The sequence below is a fragment of the Moraxella sp. K1664 genome, assembly GCF_039693965.1.
In the GTDB taxonomy this organism is placed as follows: Bacteria; Pseudomonadota; Gammaproteobacteria; order Pseudomonadales; family Moraxellaceae; genus Moraxella.
The window spans coordinates 2,666,700-2,682,705 of record NZ_CP155576.1; the positions used below are offsets into that span (position 1 = coordinate 2,666,700).

Sequence of the window (16,006 nt, forward strand, 5' to 3'; positions counted from 1 at the left end):
AACCGAAAAGACGTTGAACAAGGACTAATTTGGCGGTATACTTAGGGTTATCTTTTCTTATAATTTTACCCCATTCTCAACTTTATATAAGTGGTTGATTTATCAAGGGCGAATAGCGATTCGCCCCTACAACCCAAAAATGGTTATTGAACAATCAACAAGCTACCATTTTAAGTTGAGAATGAAGTTATCATTTTTTAATTTTAAAAAGGCAATCATCATGAGCTACTTCGGTACAGACGGCATTCGTGGGGCATTTGGACAATTTCCCATTACCCCTGATTTTCTACTAAGATTGGGTTATGCCACAGGGCAGGTTTTGACCGCCCAAAACACGACAGACAGACGACCCAGCGTGGTTATTGGCAAAGACACTCGTCTGTCGGGCTATGTGATTGAATCCGCCTTGCAAGCAGGATTTAACTCGGCAGGCGTGGACGTGCATTTGCTTGGGTCCTTGCCAACACCTGCCATTGCTCATTTGGCAAGAAGTTTTCATGCCGACATGGGCGTGGTCATCTCAGCAAGCCACAACCCTTATGGCGACAATGGCGTAAAATTCTTCTCAGACGAAGGCAAAAAAATCTCAGACGACACCCAATCCGCCATTAACGCCAAATTGGACGAGATGATACATGGCGACACGCTCTCACGCCTTGAACACTACCCCACCGAGCTTGGCAAAAGCTACCGCATTGATGACGCTAAGGGGCGTTATATTGAGTACTGCAAAGGCTCGTTCCCCTACCAATACGACCTGCGTGGGCTAACCATCGCCCTTGACTGTGCCAACGGAGCAGGGTACAGCGTTGCCCCACGGGTCTTGCGTGAGCTTGGGGCAACCGTCATCGCCCACGCCAACACGCCAAACGGCACCAACATCAACGACAACTGTGGTTCAACCCACCCCGAAACCTTGCAAAAATTGGTATTGGAACACAAAGCAGACTTAGGCATTGCCCTAGACGGCGACGGCGACCGCATTGTTATGGTGGATGAAAACGGACAAATTTTGGACGGCGACAGCATTTTGTACATTCTTGCCAATGGGGCAGACGAAACCCCAAAAGGCGTGGTCGGCACGCTCATGAGCAACATGGCACTTGAAAACTTGCTTAAAAATCAAGGCATTGACTTTGTCCGTGCCAAAGTGGGCGACCGCTATGTCATGCAGGAGCTAGAAAAACACGGCTACACCATTGGCGGAGAGTCATCGGGGCATATTCTTTGCCTTGATAAATCACGCACAGGGGACGCCATTGTAGCAGGCTTGCAGGTGCTGGCGATTTTGGTCAAAAAAGGCGGAAAATTATCCGATTTAACAAAGGGTTATACCCCATATCCCCAAACGCTCATCAATGTCCGCCTAGCCAAAATGAGCGACCCTTATGACAATGACGAGCTAAAATCCGCCTTCGCCCAAGCCGAGAGCGAGCTTGGCGACACAGGGCGACTATTAATTCGTAAATCAGGCACCGAGCCTGTGATTCGGGTCATGGTTGAAGCCCAAAATGGCGATACGGCACAAACATTGGCAACATCATTGGCGGACAAGGTAAAGGCGGTGCTGGGGTGATTTTTAAATCATAGACAATTTGAAATGGGTGTGTAGGGTAAATTGAATTTGCCCTATGGTAAATTTAACACAAGGGCGAATTGCAATTCGCTCCTGTATACACCCAAGAAACTTTAAAATTAACACAAGTGTAATGACGTTTGAGTGTAGGGGCGTGCTGTGCACGCCTATAAAAAGTGGTGTCTCAGCACGTCCCTACAAATACTGTGGTAAATATCAAGTTTGTTGGCTATATCTAATTTTAAAACATTTGTGATTTAACAATGGTATTTTATAATGATTTAACTTCAAAATATACTAATTGGTAAGGTGCATATCACGCACTCTACAATACTGCAAATAAAAATATCATTTTAATAGTTAAAAAGAGAAAATCCATGATATTAGACCTACCCCCAACCACCATAGAGCTAATTACCGCCAGAGCCGAACAAGCAGGTATGACGGTTGATGAATTGCTTATATCCACTTTTGCCAAAGATGATGAAGACGCTTATTATGATTGGTTTTATCAACATCATTTTGATATTAAGAAATTGGATAAATCAATCAAAAGCGGTTCTACCCCTGTGCCTCATTTTGACAGCGTAGAACAGTTGGCAGATTGGCTGGGTGGTGCAAGATGAAAGTGGAAACAAGTCTTGCCTTTGACGAACAACTTGCTCTACTTTCACACGCAGACCGTATAAAAATCGCTCTATTTGTCCAACAAGTTCAACAACACGGCTTGCATGGTCTGCAAGGTCGTAATAAATCATCTATTCCAACCAATCCCCATACCAAAAAAGAACGAGCTAATTTTGATTATGCCCAAAAATACTGTCTTTGGCATTATCATATCGGCATACCTAATTATGTGGGCGAGTTTGGCGATATGACAAGCGAATACATTTTACATTATCAACGCTTTGATGATAAAATTGTACTGGTGAGTATCAGTTCGCATCCGCCTTTTGAATTGCCAAGTATAGATAAATTATCATTTTAATAACCAACCAAAGGTAACAACATGGCTATTGATTTTAGTGCCAGCCGTCTATCCTATGAAAAAGACGAACTGATTGAAAAAAACATTGGCGATACCCCTTATCCATTACTTCAAAAATGGATAAATGACGCCATATCCGAGCAAATTGGTGAAGCCTATGCATTTAGCCTTGCCACCTGTGGGGCGGATAGGCGTCCGTCCGTGCGTACCTTGCTTATGCGTGAGATTGTCCCTAATGATGACGACATTCAGATGATTTTTTATACCAATTATGACAGCGACAAGGGGCAGGATTTGGCAGACAATCCCTTTGCCGAAGCCTTGTTTTTTTGGCATACGCTAGAACGCCAAGTGCGAGCATCTGGGCGTGTGGTCAAATTATCTGATGATAAATCAGAGACTTACTACCATTCCCGCCCAAAAGACAGCCAGCTTGCCGCATGGGTCAGTCGCCCCCAAAGTGGCGTGGTAGAGAGCCGTGAAATTATGGAGAGTGATTTTGCCAAGCTATCCGAGCAGTTTGGCGAACATATCCCCAAACCCGAGTTTTGGGGCGGATATTGCCTATTGGTGGATAAAATAGAATTTTGGCAAGGGCGAGCCAACCGTATGCACGACCGCATTGTATATCATAAGGGCGATAAGGGTTGGGAGCGTGAGCGGATATTGCCGTGATGATGTTTTTTAATAAATACAAAAAAGCGATGATAAGAATAGTCATCGCTTTATTGATGATAGTTGCCGTGATTATTTATAGTAATTTATTAAAGGTGGTGGATTATCAATTTGATGATATTGGCTATCAGAGCGATAAAACATTAAACATCGCCCTAATTACCGATTTACACGCTTGTTATTATGGTGATAATCAAAAATGGTTAATAGATATTTTAAAACAAAAACAGCCCGATGTGATATTATTGGGCGGGGATATTTATGATGACAAAATGCCTTTTGATAATGCCGATGAATTATTAGGGCGTGTTGAATATTGGTATTTGCCATGAAAAATGAGAAAAATCGCACGTTTTTCAAGGAAAAAACGCAGGCTGATAGTTATTCTATCAGACAAGTTTTTGACGCAGAAAAACAAGATTTAGCCATTTTTCATGCAAAAATTGATAAAAGCGTTAAATTTTCATCTTATTTTATAAGAATGTTATCAATGTTCAGCACGCCCTAAGCCAATTACCCAATATTGCCCCAACTTATTATGTGGACGGCAATCATGAAAATTGGCTAAGCCGTGCAGATTATAACAAAGTCATCAATAAAATCCACGCTCATGGCGTATCAATCATTCATGGCAAAAGTATATCCGTGCCAAATACCAATGTTGTCATTCACGGCATATCCGACCCAGACGGCGGAGCATTTGATAAGGATTTAAAAACAGTAACGGATAATTTAAATAATGATATTTATAAAAATCACGTCCACATTCTATTAACCCACCGCCCCGAGCATATTGATACTTATCTAAATTACCCTTTTGATATTATCATGGCAGGTCATGCTCATGGTGGACAATGGCGAGTGCCGTTTGTCATCAATGGCGTGTACGCTCCCAATCAAGGGCTATTTCCCAAATATGCAGGCGGATTGTATGAATTTGTCAATGACCATAACACCAAATTTATCGTCAGTCAAGGCTTGGCACGAGAAAGTACAAGAGTGCCACGCTTGTTTAACCGTCCTGAATTGGTGTTTGTGAGTTTGGAGTGAAACTACCCCACACAACGTTTTGGTGTTTGTTTTTTGTTCAGTGATGTCTGACACCGCCACACCTTATCATCTATTTGATGATAAATCGCCAAATGCCGACCGTTTAAATACCGCACCGGATAACTCGCCCCTGACACCGTTGCCACCACCGCACAATCGGTCTTGGCATAGGGCAGGCTTGCCACCACTTCCACGCTCACCCTTTGGTTGTCGGTAGTAACAGGCAGACCCACAGGGCAGTTACCTGTTTGCTCATAGATGAGCTCCACTCGCTTGGCAATGGCATTGGTACTGCGATAACTCTCAAAAATCACTGCCTGCTCTTTTTGAATGGCGATAATCGGCACAAATTGTAATACAATGATCGCAAGCAACGTCCCAAACATGGCAAACGCCACGCCAAGCCCCACCACACTAACCCCGCCATGCTCTGCCAAATATGCCTTTTGGGCGTCTTTGTCAGCAGGATACAACTCCACCACATCGGCAATCTCACGCCGTGCCATGCGATAATAATACGCGTCCGCCCAGCGTGCCACCATGCTCGACCAAAACAGCCACACCGCCCCAGCTATCATGAGCCGTGTGTACATCTGATAGTCATCGGGCAGTTTACCCACAAATAAAAACTCACACACCGCCAAAATAATGACGATGTTGAGCTTAATGAACGACCACCCTGCCACACAATACACCACACAGTCCAGATAACGCTTGCGGTATAACAACCAGCCAAACGTGGTGAAAAACGCCGACCAATTCCAACGGGCGTGCAGTTTGCCTGCCTTGTCAAATTGCTCAAATCGCTTTAAATAATAGCTTTGCGAGCGTGTGCCAATGAACCATTTATCAAGCTGTATCCGCTCTTTGTCGGATAAGTGGGGCAAATAAAATGGGGGCGGGGTCGTGTCTTCTAAAAATGGCAAACGAAACATAAATTTTGTACTTAACCGATGAATGCTTTATAATAGGCACTATTTTACGCCTTTTTTAGATAATATACCATGACTAACCCAGACCAATCCACCCCAAAAGCCCCCCTTGCCCCTGTTGGGGGCGACCGCCAAACCCCTGACATCTCTCGGGATACCATCAGCCAAGAAATCCAAAACTTATCTCGCACACCGACCGAGTATAGCCACGCCATCGCCACCTTTATGAGACGGCGAACGCACCTAAGCCAGTATGCCGAACAAGCCTTGACCGACCCCGCCTTTGCTCCGTACATCATCAATCACGGTAAGGATTTGGGCAAATTGGGCGATGTGTCCAACATCACCGATTTGCGGGCATTTTTTAAAGACACACCAAATGGCGAGAACGCCCCCTTGACCCTAGAAATCGGCTTTGGCATGGGCGACAGCTTGGTAGAAATGGCACAAGTCGAGCCAGCTCGTAACTTTGCCGGTATAGAAGTTCACGAACCAGGGATTGGGCGTACTGCTTACTTATCTCATGAATTGGGACTGACCAATTTAAAGGTGCTAAATGGCGATGCGATTGCCTTGTTAAATAACCTACCAGATGAACATTTAGATACCGTACAACTCTACTTTCCTGACCCTTGGCAAAAAAAACGACACTATAAACGCCGTTTTGTTACCACAGAACGCATGACCTTAGTGGCGGACAAATTAAAAACAGGCGGAATTTTTCACAGTGCGACCGATTGGGAGCATTATGCCCTATGGATGCTTGAAGTTTTGGATAATATGAGCCAATTTGAAAACATGGCAGGACATGGCAACTTTTCGCCACGTCCCGACTTTCGCCCTGCCACCAAATTTGAAAAACGTGGAGCAGACTATGGGCGTGCGTCTTGGGATTTGCTGTATAAAAAGGTGTAAGCTAAGGCAATACCGCACTGGGCATACGCTTCATGATAATCCGCTTTTTGTTTTGTAGGCGACGGTTATTGAGATTTTTTTGGTAATATTTGGGATTGGGGAGCATGCTGATGAGTAGTGCCGACTGCTCACGGCTTAGGTTTTTGGCAGATTTGCCATAATAATGCCGAGCCGCCGCCTCAATGCCATAAATGCCCTCGCCAAATTCCGCCACGTTCAGATACACTTCCAAAATCCGCTGTTTATCCCACATACCCTCCATCATCACCGTAATAATCGCCTCCTCACCCTTACGAATGTAAGAGCGGTGCGATGTCAAAAACAAATTTTTGGCAAGCTGTTGGCTGATGGTCGAGCCACCCATTGACACCGCCCCGCCTGCTTCGTTTGCCCTAATGGCACGCTCAATACCGTCCATGTCAAAGCCATTATGCGTGGCAAATTTGGCGTCTTCACTCGCCACCGCCGCCTGTTTGACCGCTTTGGCGATATTATCATAATCCACCCATACCTGTGTAACCTCGCCCCCCGATAGGCGATGAGCGACCATAAACATGGAGTTACCGACAGGGGCGACTTTCCACACACCCAGCATGGCAGCAATGAGCAGATGAAAGCTGATGACCAACACCAATAGCGGAGCTATCACCCATCGCCACAGCCATGCCACCAGTCCCCGTCTTTTGGGTTTGGGCGGAGTTTGTGGGTCGGGACTGGGCTGAGATGGCGTATTTGTGGTTTTTTTAAACATAAAATAAACTAATAAGATAAACTTGGGGCGTATTTGCTATAATAAACGCCCTATTTTACACGATTTTTTGCCACAGGGCATTATTTTTTATGAATAATATTAATTTTATCAAATACTTACAAAACTTAACAGATGACCGCTTTGCCCTGACTTGCCTAGACCATAACGAATACCGCACATTCCATACCCTACTATTGGCGACATTTGCAGGTTCGGACAGTCAGCTCATCCACACATCCAACCCTGCCACAGATTGGTATCTTTTAGGCACGGACGGTTGTCATCTGTGCCACGCCAGCCACGCTCTACTGACCCAAGCCCAAGCCATGAACCCACACATGCCTGCCATTCATGTGCTTGACCTAGCCGGCAGCGAAGAGTTAATTGACCATCTAGGCACGCTCATCCCCATTCTTATCACTCCCACCCACCTGCTGTGCTATCCGTTTGGTGTCATGGATGTCATTCATCTTTTGCCAAATCATCACCACAAACACATCAAATAAATAGACACATTTTCATTTTTATTAGTTTTTTAAATCACAAAAAACAATAAAATTTTATTATTTTTAAAAATCAGTTATTTATTTTTAATAAGTTTTTGAGTAAAATAGCATCTCACTCATTAGTTGTTAATGAGATTTATTGTAAATAACCATTTTTATATTGTGGCTTTTGTTAAATTTTATCAAAACAGGGCTTTGTGATGCCAAAATGACATTGTAAACCATTGTTTTTTGTATGACCCAACAATAAATGCCATTTCAAATACTGAAGTCACAATACAGATGGGCGTACGGTTTTTATATTAGACAAAGGAGTGTATATGCTAATCTTTTTGGCACTATTACCAATTTTAATTGTTTTTATCTTATTGGTCGTCATGCGATTGCCTGCCAAAATTGCCATGCCTGTGGCATATTTTGCAACCGCCTTGCTGTCATTGTTTGTATGGCAGACCTCTGGCAGTCAGGTTGCCGCTGCAACCATTCATGGCGTACTGACCGCTGTCAATGTGCTATTTATTGTCTTTACAGCGGTGTTGCTGCTTAACACCCTAAAAGAGAGCGGAGCAATCGTTGCCATTCGTCAAGGTTTTATGGGCATCTCGCCTGACCGCCGTGTACAAATGATTATCGTGGCATGGCTGTTTGGTTCGCTCATTGAAGGTTCAACAGGTTGGGGTACGCCATCGGCGGTCGGTGCTCCCTTACTGCTGGCACTCGGCTTTCCTGCAATGGCATGCGTCATGGCGATTCTCATCATTCAATCCGCTCCTGTCTCCTATGGTGCGGTCGGCACACCCATTCTCATTGGTGTGAACTCAGGTCTTGAAAACAAAGATGATGTAAGTGCTACCATTGGTCAGCAAGGCATCGCCTTTGGCGATTATATCGTACAGATTGGGGCAAATGTTGCATTTGTACACTCGGTTGTGGGTTTTTTAATTCCATTAATTCTGTGCTGTTTTTTAACCAAATTCTTTGGGGCAAAACGCTCGTTCCGTCAAGGCTTTGAAGCCGCTCCTTTTGCTATATTTGCAGGTCTTTGTTTTGTCATTCCTTACTACTTGACTGCCAAATTTGTCGGTCCAGAACTGCCCTCTTTGGTTGGGGCGGTGGTCGGTCTTGGTATCGTCGTACCAGCTGCCAAAATGGGTTTTTTGACCCCAAAAAACACCTTTGATTTTGAAAGCCGTGATACATGGGAAGAAGATTGGAAAGGCACACTGGCAACCACCAATGTTGATGTGAATGAAAAAGCCAAATTTTCCATTGTCAAAGCATTCTCTCCTTATTTATTGGTCATCTGCATCTTGATTGCCACTCGTACCATCAAGCCATTAAAAGACTGGTTAAGCAGCAATGCCGTCATTACGTTTAGTAATATCTTAGAGACTAACATCACCAATAAAACACAGCTTTTGTACTCACCTGCAACGGTGCTACTGCTTGTCTCTATCATCTGTATCTTTTTGTTTGGCATGAAAGGCGATACCATCAAAAAAAGCTGGTCAGCCTCAGGCAAAACCATGATAGCTGCCGCTCCTGCCCTACTGTTCTCCATTCCGATGGTGCAAGTATTTATTAACTCTGGTGCACCTGCTGATGCTGTCAAGCCAATTATATCCATGCCAAATGTACTGGCAGCAGGGGCGGCGGACATGTTTGCAGGGGCATGGCCACTGTTTGCTCCGTGGATTGGGGCGTTGGGGGCATTTATTGCAGGGTCTAACACCGTCTCTAACATGATGTTTAGTCATTTTCAGTGGAGCACTGCCACTCAAATCAACTTAGATGTCATGGATGCCGCCAAAGTAGTTTCTCTGCAAGCAGTAGGCGGTGCAGCTGGCAACATGATCAGTGTGCATAACGTCGTTGCTGCCTGTGCGGTGGTTGGACTGGTAAACCGTGAGGGTTTGGTCATTCGTAAGACGCTCATCGCCATGAGTTATTATGTGGTGCAAGGGGGTTTGGTAGGCATGGCGTTCATCTTTAACCCCATATGGTGGATAGCAGCAGCATTATGGGCGACGACTTTCTTTGTCATCATGACTGTTATTAGCAAAAAGAGTGAGCGAGTCTGATACTCACCACAAACAAAAGGGATTTTGATAATCCCTTTTGTTATTTTTTATAAAGTATTGTAAAATATACCCACCTTTAAAACTTTAAAACTAAGGCTGTTTTATGGCAGATTTAAGCAAAATCACCGAAATTGAAGACCTGCGTCGCATTGCTGAGCGTAAAGTACCACGCATGTTTTATGACTATGTGGACAGTGGTTCGTGGACTCAGACCACTTATCGCAACAACGAGACCGACTTTGACCGCATTAAGCTACGCCAGCGAGTACTGGTGGATATGGAAGGTCGCTCGCTTGCCACTCAGATGATAGGGCAAGATGTGCATATGCCTGTGGCAATCGCCCCAACTGGCTTTACAGGCATGATGTGGGCTGATGGCGAGATTCATGCTGCTCGTGCCGCTGAAAAATTTGGCATTCCTTTTTCGCTCTCAACCATGAGCATCTGCTCTATTGAAGATGTGGCAGAGAATACCACGAAGCCGTTTTGGTTTCAGCTGTATGTCATGCGTGATAAGAAATTCATGGAAAATCTCATCCACCGTGCCAAACAAGCCAAATGCTCTGCCCTTATCCTAACTGCTGATTTGCAAGTACTGGGACAACGCCACAAAGACATCAAAAACGGACTGTCTGCACCGCCCAAACCAACCCTGACCAACATCATCAATCTGATGACTAAGCCTGAATGGTGCTTTAATATGCTTGGCACCAAACGCCATACATTTCGTAATATTGTCGGTCATGCCGAGGGTGTGGGCGACTTATCTAGCCTATCATCATGGACAGCAGAGCAGTTTGACCCTCGTCTTAACTGGGATGATGTCGCTCGCATCAAAGAGTTATGGGGCGGGCCGCTTATCATCAAGGGCATTATGGAACCCGAAGATGCCATTTTGGCCGCCAAATCAGGGGCGGATGCGATGGTCATCTCCAACCACGGTGGTCGTCAGCTAGACGGAGCCCCAAGCTCCATCGCCAGTCTTGCCGACTGTGTGCAAGCGGTACAAGCAGAAAACTCAAAATGCGAAATCTGGCTAGACAGTGGTATCCGCTCAGGTCAAGACGTGCTAAAAGCCATCGCACTAGGAGCAAAAGGCACGATGATAGGTCGCTCGTTCCTATATGGTCTGGGGGCGTATGGCGAAGATGGCGTTCGCCGTGCCTTAGAGATTATCTACAAAGAGTGCGACATCACAATGGCGTTCTGCGGTCATACCAACATCAGCACCGTCAATGAAGACATCTTTGTCAAAGGCACTTATGAAAATCTCAAAGCCAGCAACCCACACGTTACGCCAATTCGTTGGTAAAAACACAAAACCACGTCTTAGGACGTGGTTTTTTTGCTGATGCACTTCCCTATGACAAGCCCATGCAGTCCATTCAATCATCCATCAAAACTCCGCCCACGTCCCACTTTTCATGTGTAGCACTCTATCAGCTCGTGCCGCCAATGCTCTGTCATGCGTGACCATGAGTAGTGCCATGCCAAGCGTGTCTTGTAGCTCTGAGAGTAGCTCAAACACCGCCAAAGCATTATCATCATCTAGGTTGCCCGTTGGCTCATCAGCCAACACCAAACTCGGGCGTGTTACCAATGCCCGAGCGATTGCCACACGCTGACGTTCACCACCTGACAACTCGCTTGGGCGGTGATGGGTACGGTGTGACAAGCCAACACGGTCAAGTAGCTCATTTGCCCTGTCTGTCGCTTCATTAATGCTCACATCAGCACGCATGAGCAGGGGCATGGCGACATTTTCGGTGGCATTAAACTCTGCCAGCAGATGATGAAACTGATAAATAAAGCCCAAATGCTCATTACGCATGTGCCCACGTGCCGTCTCACTCAAATGATTTAGGCACACGCCTTTGAGCCACACTTCGCCTGTGGTCGGTATATCCAAGCCCCCCAGTAAGTGCAAGAGTGTACTTTTGCCCGAACCACTACTACCGACGATGGCGACACGTTCGCCTTGATGAACAGTTAAATCAAGCCCTGTCAGCACGGACGTTTGAATTTTACCTTCATCATAGATTTTACTGATGTTTTTTGCCTGTAAAATAATACTCATGTCACCCCCTTATTCATAACGCAAAGTTTGGGCAGGCTGGATTTTTGCTGCTTTTAAGGCAGGATAAATGGTCATGATAAATGACAATAAAAATGACGACGACGTGATTAATAAAATATCCGTTACCTTAATGTGCGTTGGCAGATAATTGACAAAATACGCATCAAACAAGTGCAGACCAAACACATTATTAATAAAGCCCAGCAACTGACTGACGGTCAGCGTAAAAGTCACGCCCAAAATCGTCCCTGCCACCGTACCGATGACCCCGATAATCATGCCCTGCACCATAAAGACCTGCATGATGAGCTTAGGACTTGCCCCAAAGGTCTTTAAGATGGCAATGTCTGATTTTTTGTCCGTCACAAGCATGACAAGGCTGGATACGATATTAAAAGATGCAATCACCACAATCAAAAACAGCAACAGCCCAATCATCGCTTTTTCCATTTGAATGGCAGAGAACAGATTGCCATGCGTACTTGTCCAATCATCTGCCATCAGACGCTCAGGGGCGACATTTTGGGCTTTGACTGCTGCTTGGGGGGCTTTAAAAATATCATTCATTTTTAGGCGAATGCCCTGAGCTCCTTCGGGCAAACGCAGTAGCACGCCTGCATCACGCATGGCAACATATGCCATGTGATTGTCTATCTCTTGACTGATATTAAACATACCCACCAAGGTAAACCGCTTAAATCTAGGGACGACACCCGCCGCCGATACCGATGCTTCGGGCAGCACCAACGTGATCTTATCCCCCATGGTAAGCCCCATAGAACGCACCATGCTCTCACCCAGCACAATGCCAAATTCGCCCGCTTTTAGGGCATGGATGTCGCCTTGCACCATATGCTCGCCAATGATGGAGACCTTCGTCTCATGCTCAGGCTCAATGCCTGTTACCATAATGCCCGCCACCTGTCCATGAGCGGTCAGCATGCCTTGCAATCCAATAAACGGAGCAGTTGCCACGACATTTTTGTCATTCTCTTCAATCTTTTTGGCAAGTGTTTGCCAATCAGGCATGATCTCATAAGAGCTGACATTTGCCTGTGACACCATGCCCAAAATGCGGGTTTTTAACTCTCTATCAAAGCCATTCATCACCGATAAAACCGTGATGAGTACCGCCACGCCAAGGGTCAGCCCAATCATTGAGATGAGCGAGATAAAGGAGATAAAGCCGTTTTTACGCTCGGCTCGGGTGTATCTTAGTCCGATAAATAAAGCAAGGGGACGAAACATAAATAGGAATTGCCTTTTAAAATTTGACGCCATAGTTTACACCATTTTGGCGTGCTTTTGGGGATTTTGTCATTTATGATGATAAAATTTTATGAAAATCAGCCAGATAAGATGACTTGATTTTTTAAAATTCTCCCTTATTAAAGATGACATATTTATCCATAGGGAACACCCATGAGCATTCACTACGACTATAAACATGAAGTACCACCCCAAAAGATAGACTTGCCTTGTGACAAAAATGCAGGGCATGGCGACCATTGGGCAATTTTAACCAATAACATTGCCGATGACGTGCCAGATTGGCTCCAAGCCATGTTGGAGACCGCCACTTTACCCATTGGTTTGACCGTGGGGCGTACCGACCATAAGACCCTTTTGCTTGGGCAGGACACCCCTTGTCATATCAAGCAAATCCTTGCCATGGACAACGGCAAGCCCACCGCCTTTATCAACGCCTACCCTGCGGTACACAGCCCTTATGGGGTGCACTGTCAGATTGAGCGAGTGATTCGCTGTGAACGTACCGCTGATGCCATTTTACGCCTTAGAACCGCTGATGGCACAACCGTCTATGCCTTTGACCAACTCTACGCCATCAACCGCCATGAGTACAAAACCCCAAAAAACTACTTTGCTAATTTTAGTGCATGGGCGTACAACATTGAGCCAAGCAACAAAGATGAGACGCTATTGGTCAAAAATCCCAAAGCCATTCGTTATCATCGTGCCTTTAATGACATCGTGGCAGATAATGGCGGCGTGGTGCCTGATGACATTGATGAACAAATAAAAACATGGACGCCCAAAGACGGTGATGAAAACACACCCCTTGCCCCTGTAGAGATTAACTTCGGGGAAAGCTGTATTTATCTGTTTGGCGACACCTTTGGGCAAGAAGATGAAGCGTGGTGCCAAGGACAGGTATTAGGCATCAGTTACACCGAATTTTTTGGCGTGCCCATCACACTCTTTGATGTGGCGATTTTGCGTGAGCATAATGCCGAAGCCTTTGTGGTGCGTATCGCTGCCGTCAGCAACGAACAAAACAGCCAGATTCAAGCACAAGACTACATTCAAGCAAACATCTGGCTACAAGTGGCAATCTACGCTGACAACCAACAAAAGTAATCACGCCAGCGATTTTGGTGTATAAATTGCAATCCATTCCACTTCATATCTTAGGATGTGCCTACCATTGATAACATTTTTTGAAATAAAATGAAAATTTAGGGTGTGCCTACCTTTGGTATTTGCAATGAAAAATGAGAAAAATCGCACGTTTTTCAAGGAAAAAACGTAAGCGGGCATGCCCTAAAAGCCATGTTTAAACAGCATCTTTTAATAACATTTCTCATTCCATTGCTTACTTTATGACAAAACAAAAGTCCGCAACCTAACACAGATTGCGGACTTTTTGATGGTTAAATCAAGGGGTTACTTGCACAGGTTCACTCTCATCGGCAGGTGTGATGGCAGTTGTTGATGAGCCAGTGGCAGGCATGGTGGTCGCCTGTGTATCATTGGTTGTGGCAAGCTTTGTTGCCACACCATCGACATTCGATGGCTCTACCACGCTGATGTTATTAGGCTCAGGCTGTACAAGCTCTGGGCTGCTGACTGCACTTATCTCTTTGATGCGTACACTTGCCATCTGCTCGTCAGTGGCAATACTGGCGGTCTGCATGGCTGCACGCTGTTTATTAAAGCTTGTAATCTGCTCAGCCGAGAGTGTCGCTCCCCCGCCCAGCACTTGATACAGCTCAATCTGACTTAGGATTTTTTGCAACTCTAAATTTAAAATGCTTTGCTGGTTGGCAAACAGTGAACGCTCGGCATCTAGCACATTAAGATAATTATCAAGCCCTGAACGAAAACGTGCATGGGCGATGTTATAGGTTTCTTGATAATTTTTTTGTAGGCGATACTGTGAGCTTAGCTGATGCTCCATGGTGGCACGGGTGGCAAGCACATCAGAGACTTCTTTAAATGCGGTCTGAATGGCTTTTTCATACGATACCAACGCACTTTTTTGGGCGATTTGTGCCACTTCATAATTGGCTCGTCTTGACCCTGCATCAAAGATTGGTAAGCTAATAGACGGCCCTACCGACCAACTAAATGCCCCAGATTTGAATAAATCACTCAAGTCGGTTGAGCCATAGCCGATGTTGCTTGACAGCCTAATGCTGGGGAAATAGGCAGCACGAGCCACATTGATGTTTGCCCCTGCTGATTTTAAGCGATGTTCGGCTTGGACGATGTCAGGGCGATAGTACAAAAGTTCACTGGGCAAACCTGTACTAAATAGGCTCTGTGTGGTGATGTTATTTACCCCCATATCAGGCAACAGCTCAGTAGGAACAGGCGAACCGATAAGTAGTTGCAAGCCGTTGCGGGCTTTCAAAATATTAGTGTCAGCTTGATATACCGCCAGTTTCGCCGCCTCTAATGATGCTTCTGCTTGTAGGCTTGTTGATTTGGCATCAATGCCCGCCTCAAATCGCTTGTTATTAATAAACAGCGAATGCTCACGGGTTTTGAGTGTTTCTAGGGCAAGCTGTCTTTGGGCTAGGGCATAGCTTAGATTGACATAACCTTGGGCGATGGCTGAGATAATAGAAATCTGAGCTGCGTCTTTGGCGGAGTTTTGTGCCAAATAGTCATGCAATGCCGCCTCTTTGGCACTGGCAACCTTGCCCCACAAATCAAGCTCGTAGCTTGACAGGGCAAGCCCGACATTATAATTGGTGCTAGGATTTCTATCACGAGCATCTGCTCCACGAGTTGCACCGCCCGATATGCCAATATTAGGGTAAGCATTGGCATTGGTAATCTGATATTGAGCTCTGGCACTTTGTACCGCTAAGATGGCAGATTGTAAGTCTTTGTTATGGTTAAGACCCATGTCAATCAAGGCTTTTAGTTTGGGGTCGGCATAAAAATCCTGCCAACGCATGCCTGCCACGCTCGGCATCTCGGGCGTACTGATGGTTGTGTTGGCATCAAGCACTTCATAAGGCAACTCCACGGGCACTTTTGGCTGAGCCAGTACACTTTGTGATTTTTGGGGAATGGTGCTACACGCCGTCATGAACACGGTAAGTGTGCTTAGCATGAACAGACGTGATGTTTTTATGTTGTTTTTCATAATATCTCTCTTAACCAAATTAGCCCAAATCATGTCATGATACACAATGCAGGCTA

17 protein-coding genes are annotated in these 16,006 nt (G+C 45.4%); 12 read left to right on the forward strand and 5 right to left on the reverse strand.

The genetic code is table 11. The features are described 5' to 3' along the window. The first annotated feature begins 220 nt into the window (after positions 1–220). From glmM to AAHK14_RS12930, 7 genes are all read left to right on the forward strand, one after another. Positions 221–1,576, forward strand: coding sequence for a phosphoglucosamine mutase (glmM, locus tag AAHK14_RS12900; RefSeq protein WP_065256325.1), 1,356 nt, complete (start codon positions 221–223; stop codon positions 1,574–1,576). A 377-nt stretch (positions 1,577–1,953) separates the two neighbouring features. Beyond that, positions 1,954–2,202, forward strand: a complete 249-nt coding sequence (locus AAHK14_RS12905) for a hypothetical protein (protein WP_062498464.1) — start codon at positions 1,954–1,956, stop codon at positions 2,200–2,202. After that, complete coding sequence (locus AAHK14_RS12910) at positions 2,199–2,564, forward strand: hypothetical protein (RefSeq protein ID WP_065256326.1); 366 nt, start codon at positions 2,199–2,201, stop codon at positions 2,562–2,564. Before AAHK14_RS12905 ends, AAHK14_RS12910 begins: the two co-directional genes overlap by 4 nt. A gap of 21 nt (positions 2,565–2,585) precedes the next feature. Continuing rightward, positions 2,586–3,239: a pyridoxamine 5'-phosphate oxidase gene (pdxH, locus tag AAHK14_RS12915; RefSeq protein ID WP_065256327.1), complete on the forward strand. Its 654-nt coding sequence runs from the start codon at positions 2,586–2,588 to the stop codon at positions 3,237–3,239. Between the two features lie 2 nt (positions 3,240–3,241). After that, positions 3,242–3,571 carry a metallophosphoesterase gene (locus AAHK14_RS12920; RefSeq protein ID WP_065256328.1) on the forward strand — a complete coding sequence of 110 codons (330 nt, stop codon included), beginning with the start codon at positions 3,242–3,244 and terminating at the stop codon, positions 3,569–3,571. Beyond that, on the forward strand, positions 3,568–3,747 hold the full coding sequence (locus tag AAHK14_RS12925; protein WP_065254970.1) for a hypothetical protein: 180 nt from the start codon (positions 3,568–3,570) through the stop codon (positions 3,745–3,747). Before AAHK14_RS12920 ends, AAHK14_RS12925 begins: the two co-directional genes overlap by 4 nt. A 32-nt stretch (positions 3,748–3,779) precedes the next feature. Next, the gene (locus tag AAHK14_RS12930; RefSeq protein ID WP_065254969.1) at positions 3,780–4,289 is read left to right on the forward strand and encodes a hypothetical protein; all 510 of its coding nucleotides are present in this window, start codon (positions 3,780–3,782) and stop codon (positions 4,287–4,289) included. Between the two features lie 2 nt (positions 4,290–4,291). Here AAHK14_RS12930 and AAHK14_RS12935 read toward each other — a convergent pair whose 3' ends face one another. Beyond that, a complete protein-coding gene (locus AAHK14_RS12935; protein ID WP_065254968.1) occupies positions 4,292–5,224 on the reverse strand; it encodes a DUF2628 domain-containing protein in 933 nt (310 codons plus the stop codon). Positions 5,225–5,446: 222 nt separating this feature from the next. Between AAHK14_RS12935 and trmB the strand changes: the two genes are divergently transcribed. Next, positions 5,447–6,136: a tRNA (guanosine(46)-N7)-methyltransferase TrmB gene (gene trmB, locus AAHK14_RS12940; RefSeq protein WP_253842421.1), complete on the forward strand. Its 690-nt coding sequence runs from the start codon at positions 5,447–5,449 to the stop codon at positions 6,134–6,136. Position 6,137: 1 nt separating this feature from the next. Here the strand turns inward: trmB and mtgA are convergent, their stop codons facing one another. Beyond that, positions 6,138–6,809: a monofunctional biosynthetic peptidoglycan transglycosylase gene (gene mtgA, locus AAHK14_RS12945; RefSeq protein WP_065254985.1), complete on the reverse strand. Its 672-nt coding sequence runs from the start codon at positions 6,807–6,809 to the stop codon at positions 6,138–6,140. A gap of 167 nt (positions 6,810–6,976) precedes the next feature. Here mtgA and AAHK14_RS12950 point away from each other — a divergent pair, with 167 nt between their 5' ends. The 3 genes from AAHK14_RS12950 to AAHK14_RS12960 all read left to right on the forward strand — a co-directional run bounded on the left by AAHK14_RS12950 (position 6,977) and on the right by AAHK14_RS12960 (position 10,786). Next, positions 6,977–7,393, forward strand: coding sequence for a glutaredoxin family protein (locus tag AAHK14_RS12950; protein ID WP_065254966.1), 417 nt, complete (start codon positions 6,977–6,979; stop codon positions 7,391–7,393). Positions 7,394–7,713: 320 nt separating this feature from the next. Further along, positions 7,714–9,474, forward strand: coding sequence for an L-lactate permease (locus AAHK14_RS12955; RefSeq protein ID WP_065254965.1), 1,761 nt, complete (start codon positions 7,714–7,716; stop codon positions 9,472–9,474). 103 nt (positions 9,475–9,577) lie between these two features. After that, a complete protein-coding gene (locus tag AAHK14_RS12960) occupies positions 9,578–10,786 on the forward strand; it encodes an alpha-hydroxy acid oxidase (protein WP_065254964.1) in 1,209 nt (402 codons plus the stop codon). Between the two features lie 84 nt (positions 10,787–10,870). Here the strand turns inward: AAHK14_RS12960 and lolD are convergent, their stop codons facing one another. Continuing rightward, the gene (gene lolD, locus AAHK14_RS12965) at positions 10,871–11,551 is read right to left on the reverse strand and encodes a lipoprotein-releasing ABC transporter ATP-binding protein LolD (protein WP_065254963.1); all 681 of its coding nucleotides are present in this window, start codon (positions 11,549–11,551) and stop codon (positions 10,871–10,873) included. 9 nt (positions 11,552–11,560) lie between these two features. Beyond that, on the reverse strand, positions 11,561–12,799 hold the full coding sequence (locus AAHK14_RS12970; RefSeq protein WP_065254984.1) for a lipoprotein-releasing ABC transporter permease subunit: 1,239 nt from the start codon (positions 12,797–12,799) through the stop codon (positions 11,561–11,563). Between the two features lie 174 nt (positions 12,800–12,973). On the opposite strand from AAHK14_RS12970, the gene AAHK14_RS12975 reads away from it, so the two are divergent. Then, positions 12,974–13,930, forward strand: a complete 957-nt coding sequence (locus AAHK14_RS12975) for a hypothetical protein (protein ID WP_065254962.1) — start codon at positions 12,974–12,976, stop codon at positions 13,928–13,930. 298 nt (positions 13,931–14,228) lie between these two features. On the opposite strand, the gene AAHK14_RS12980 is transcribed toward AAHK14_RS12975, so the two are convergent. Beyond that, complete coding sequence (locus AAHK14_RS12980) at positions 14,229–15,950, reverse strand: efflux transporter outer membrane subunit (RefSeq protein WP_194092529.1); 1,722 nt, start codon at positions 15,948–15,950, stop codon at positions 14,229–14,231. Between the last annotated feature and the right edge of the window lie 56 nt (positions 15,951–16,006).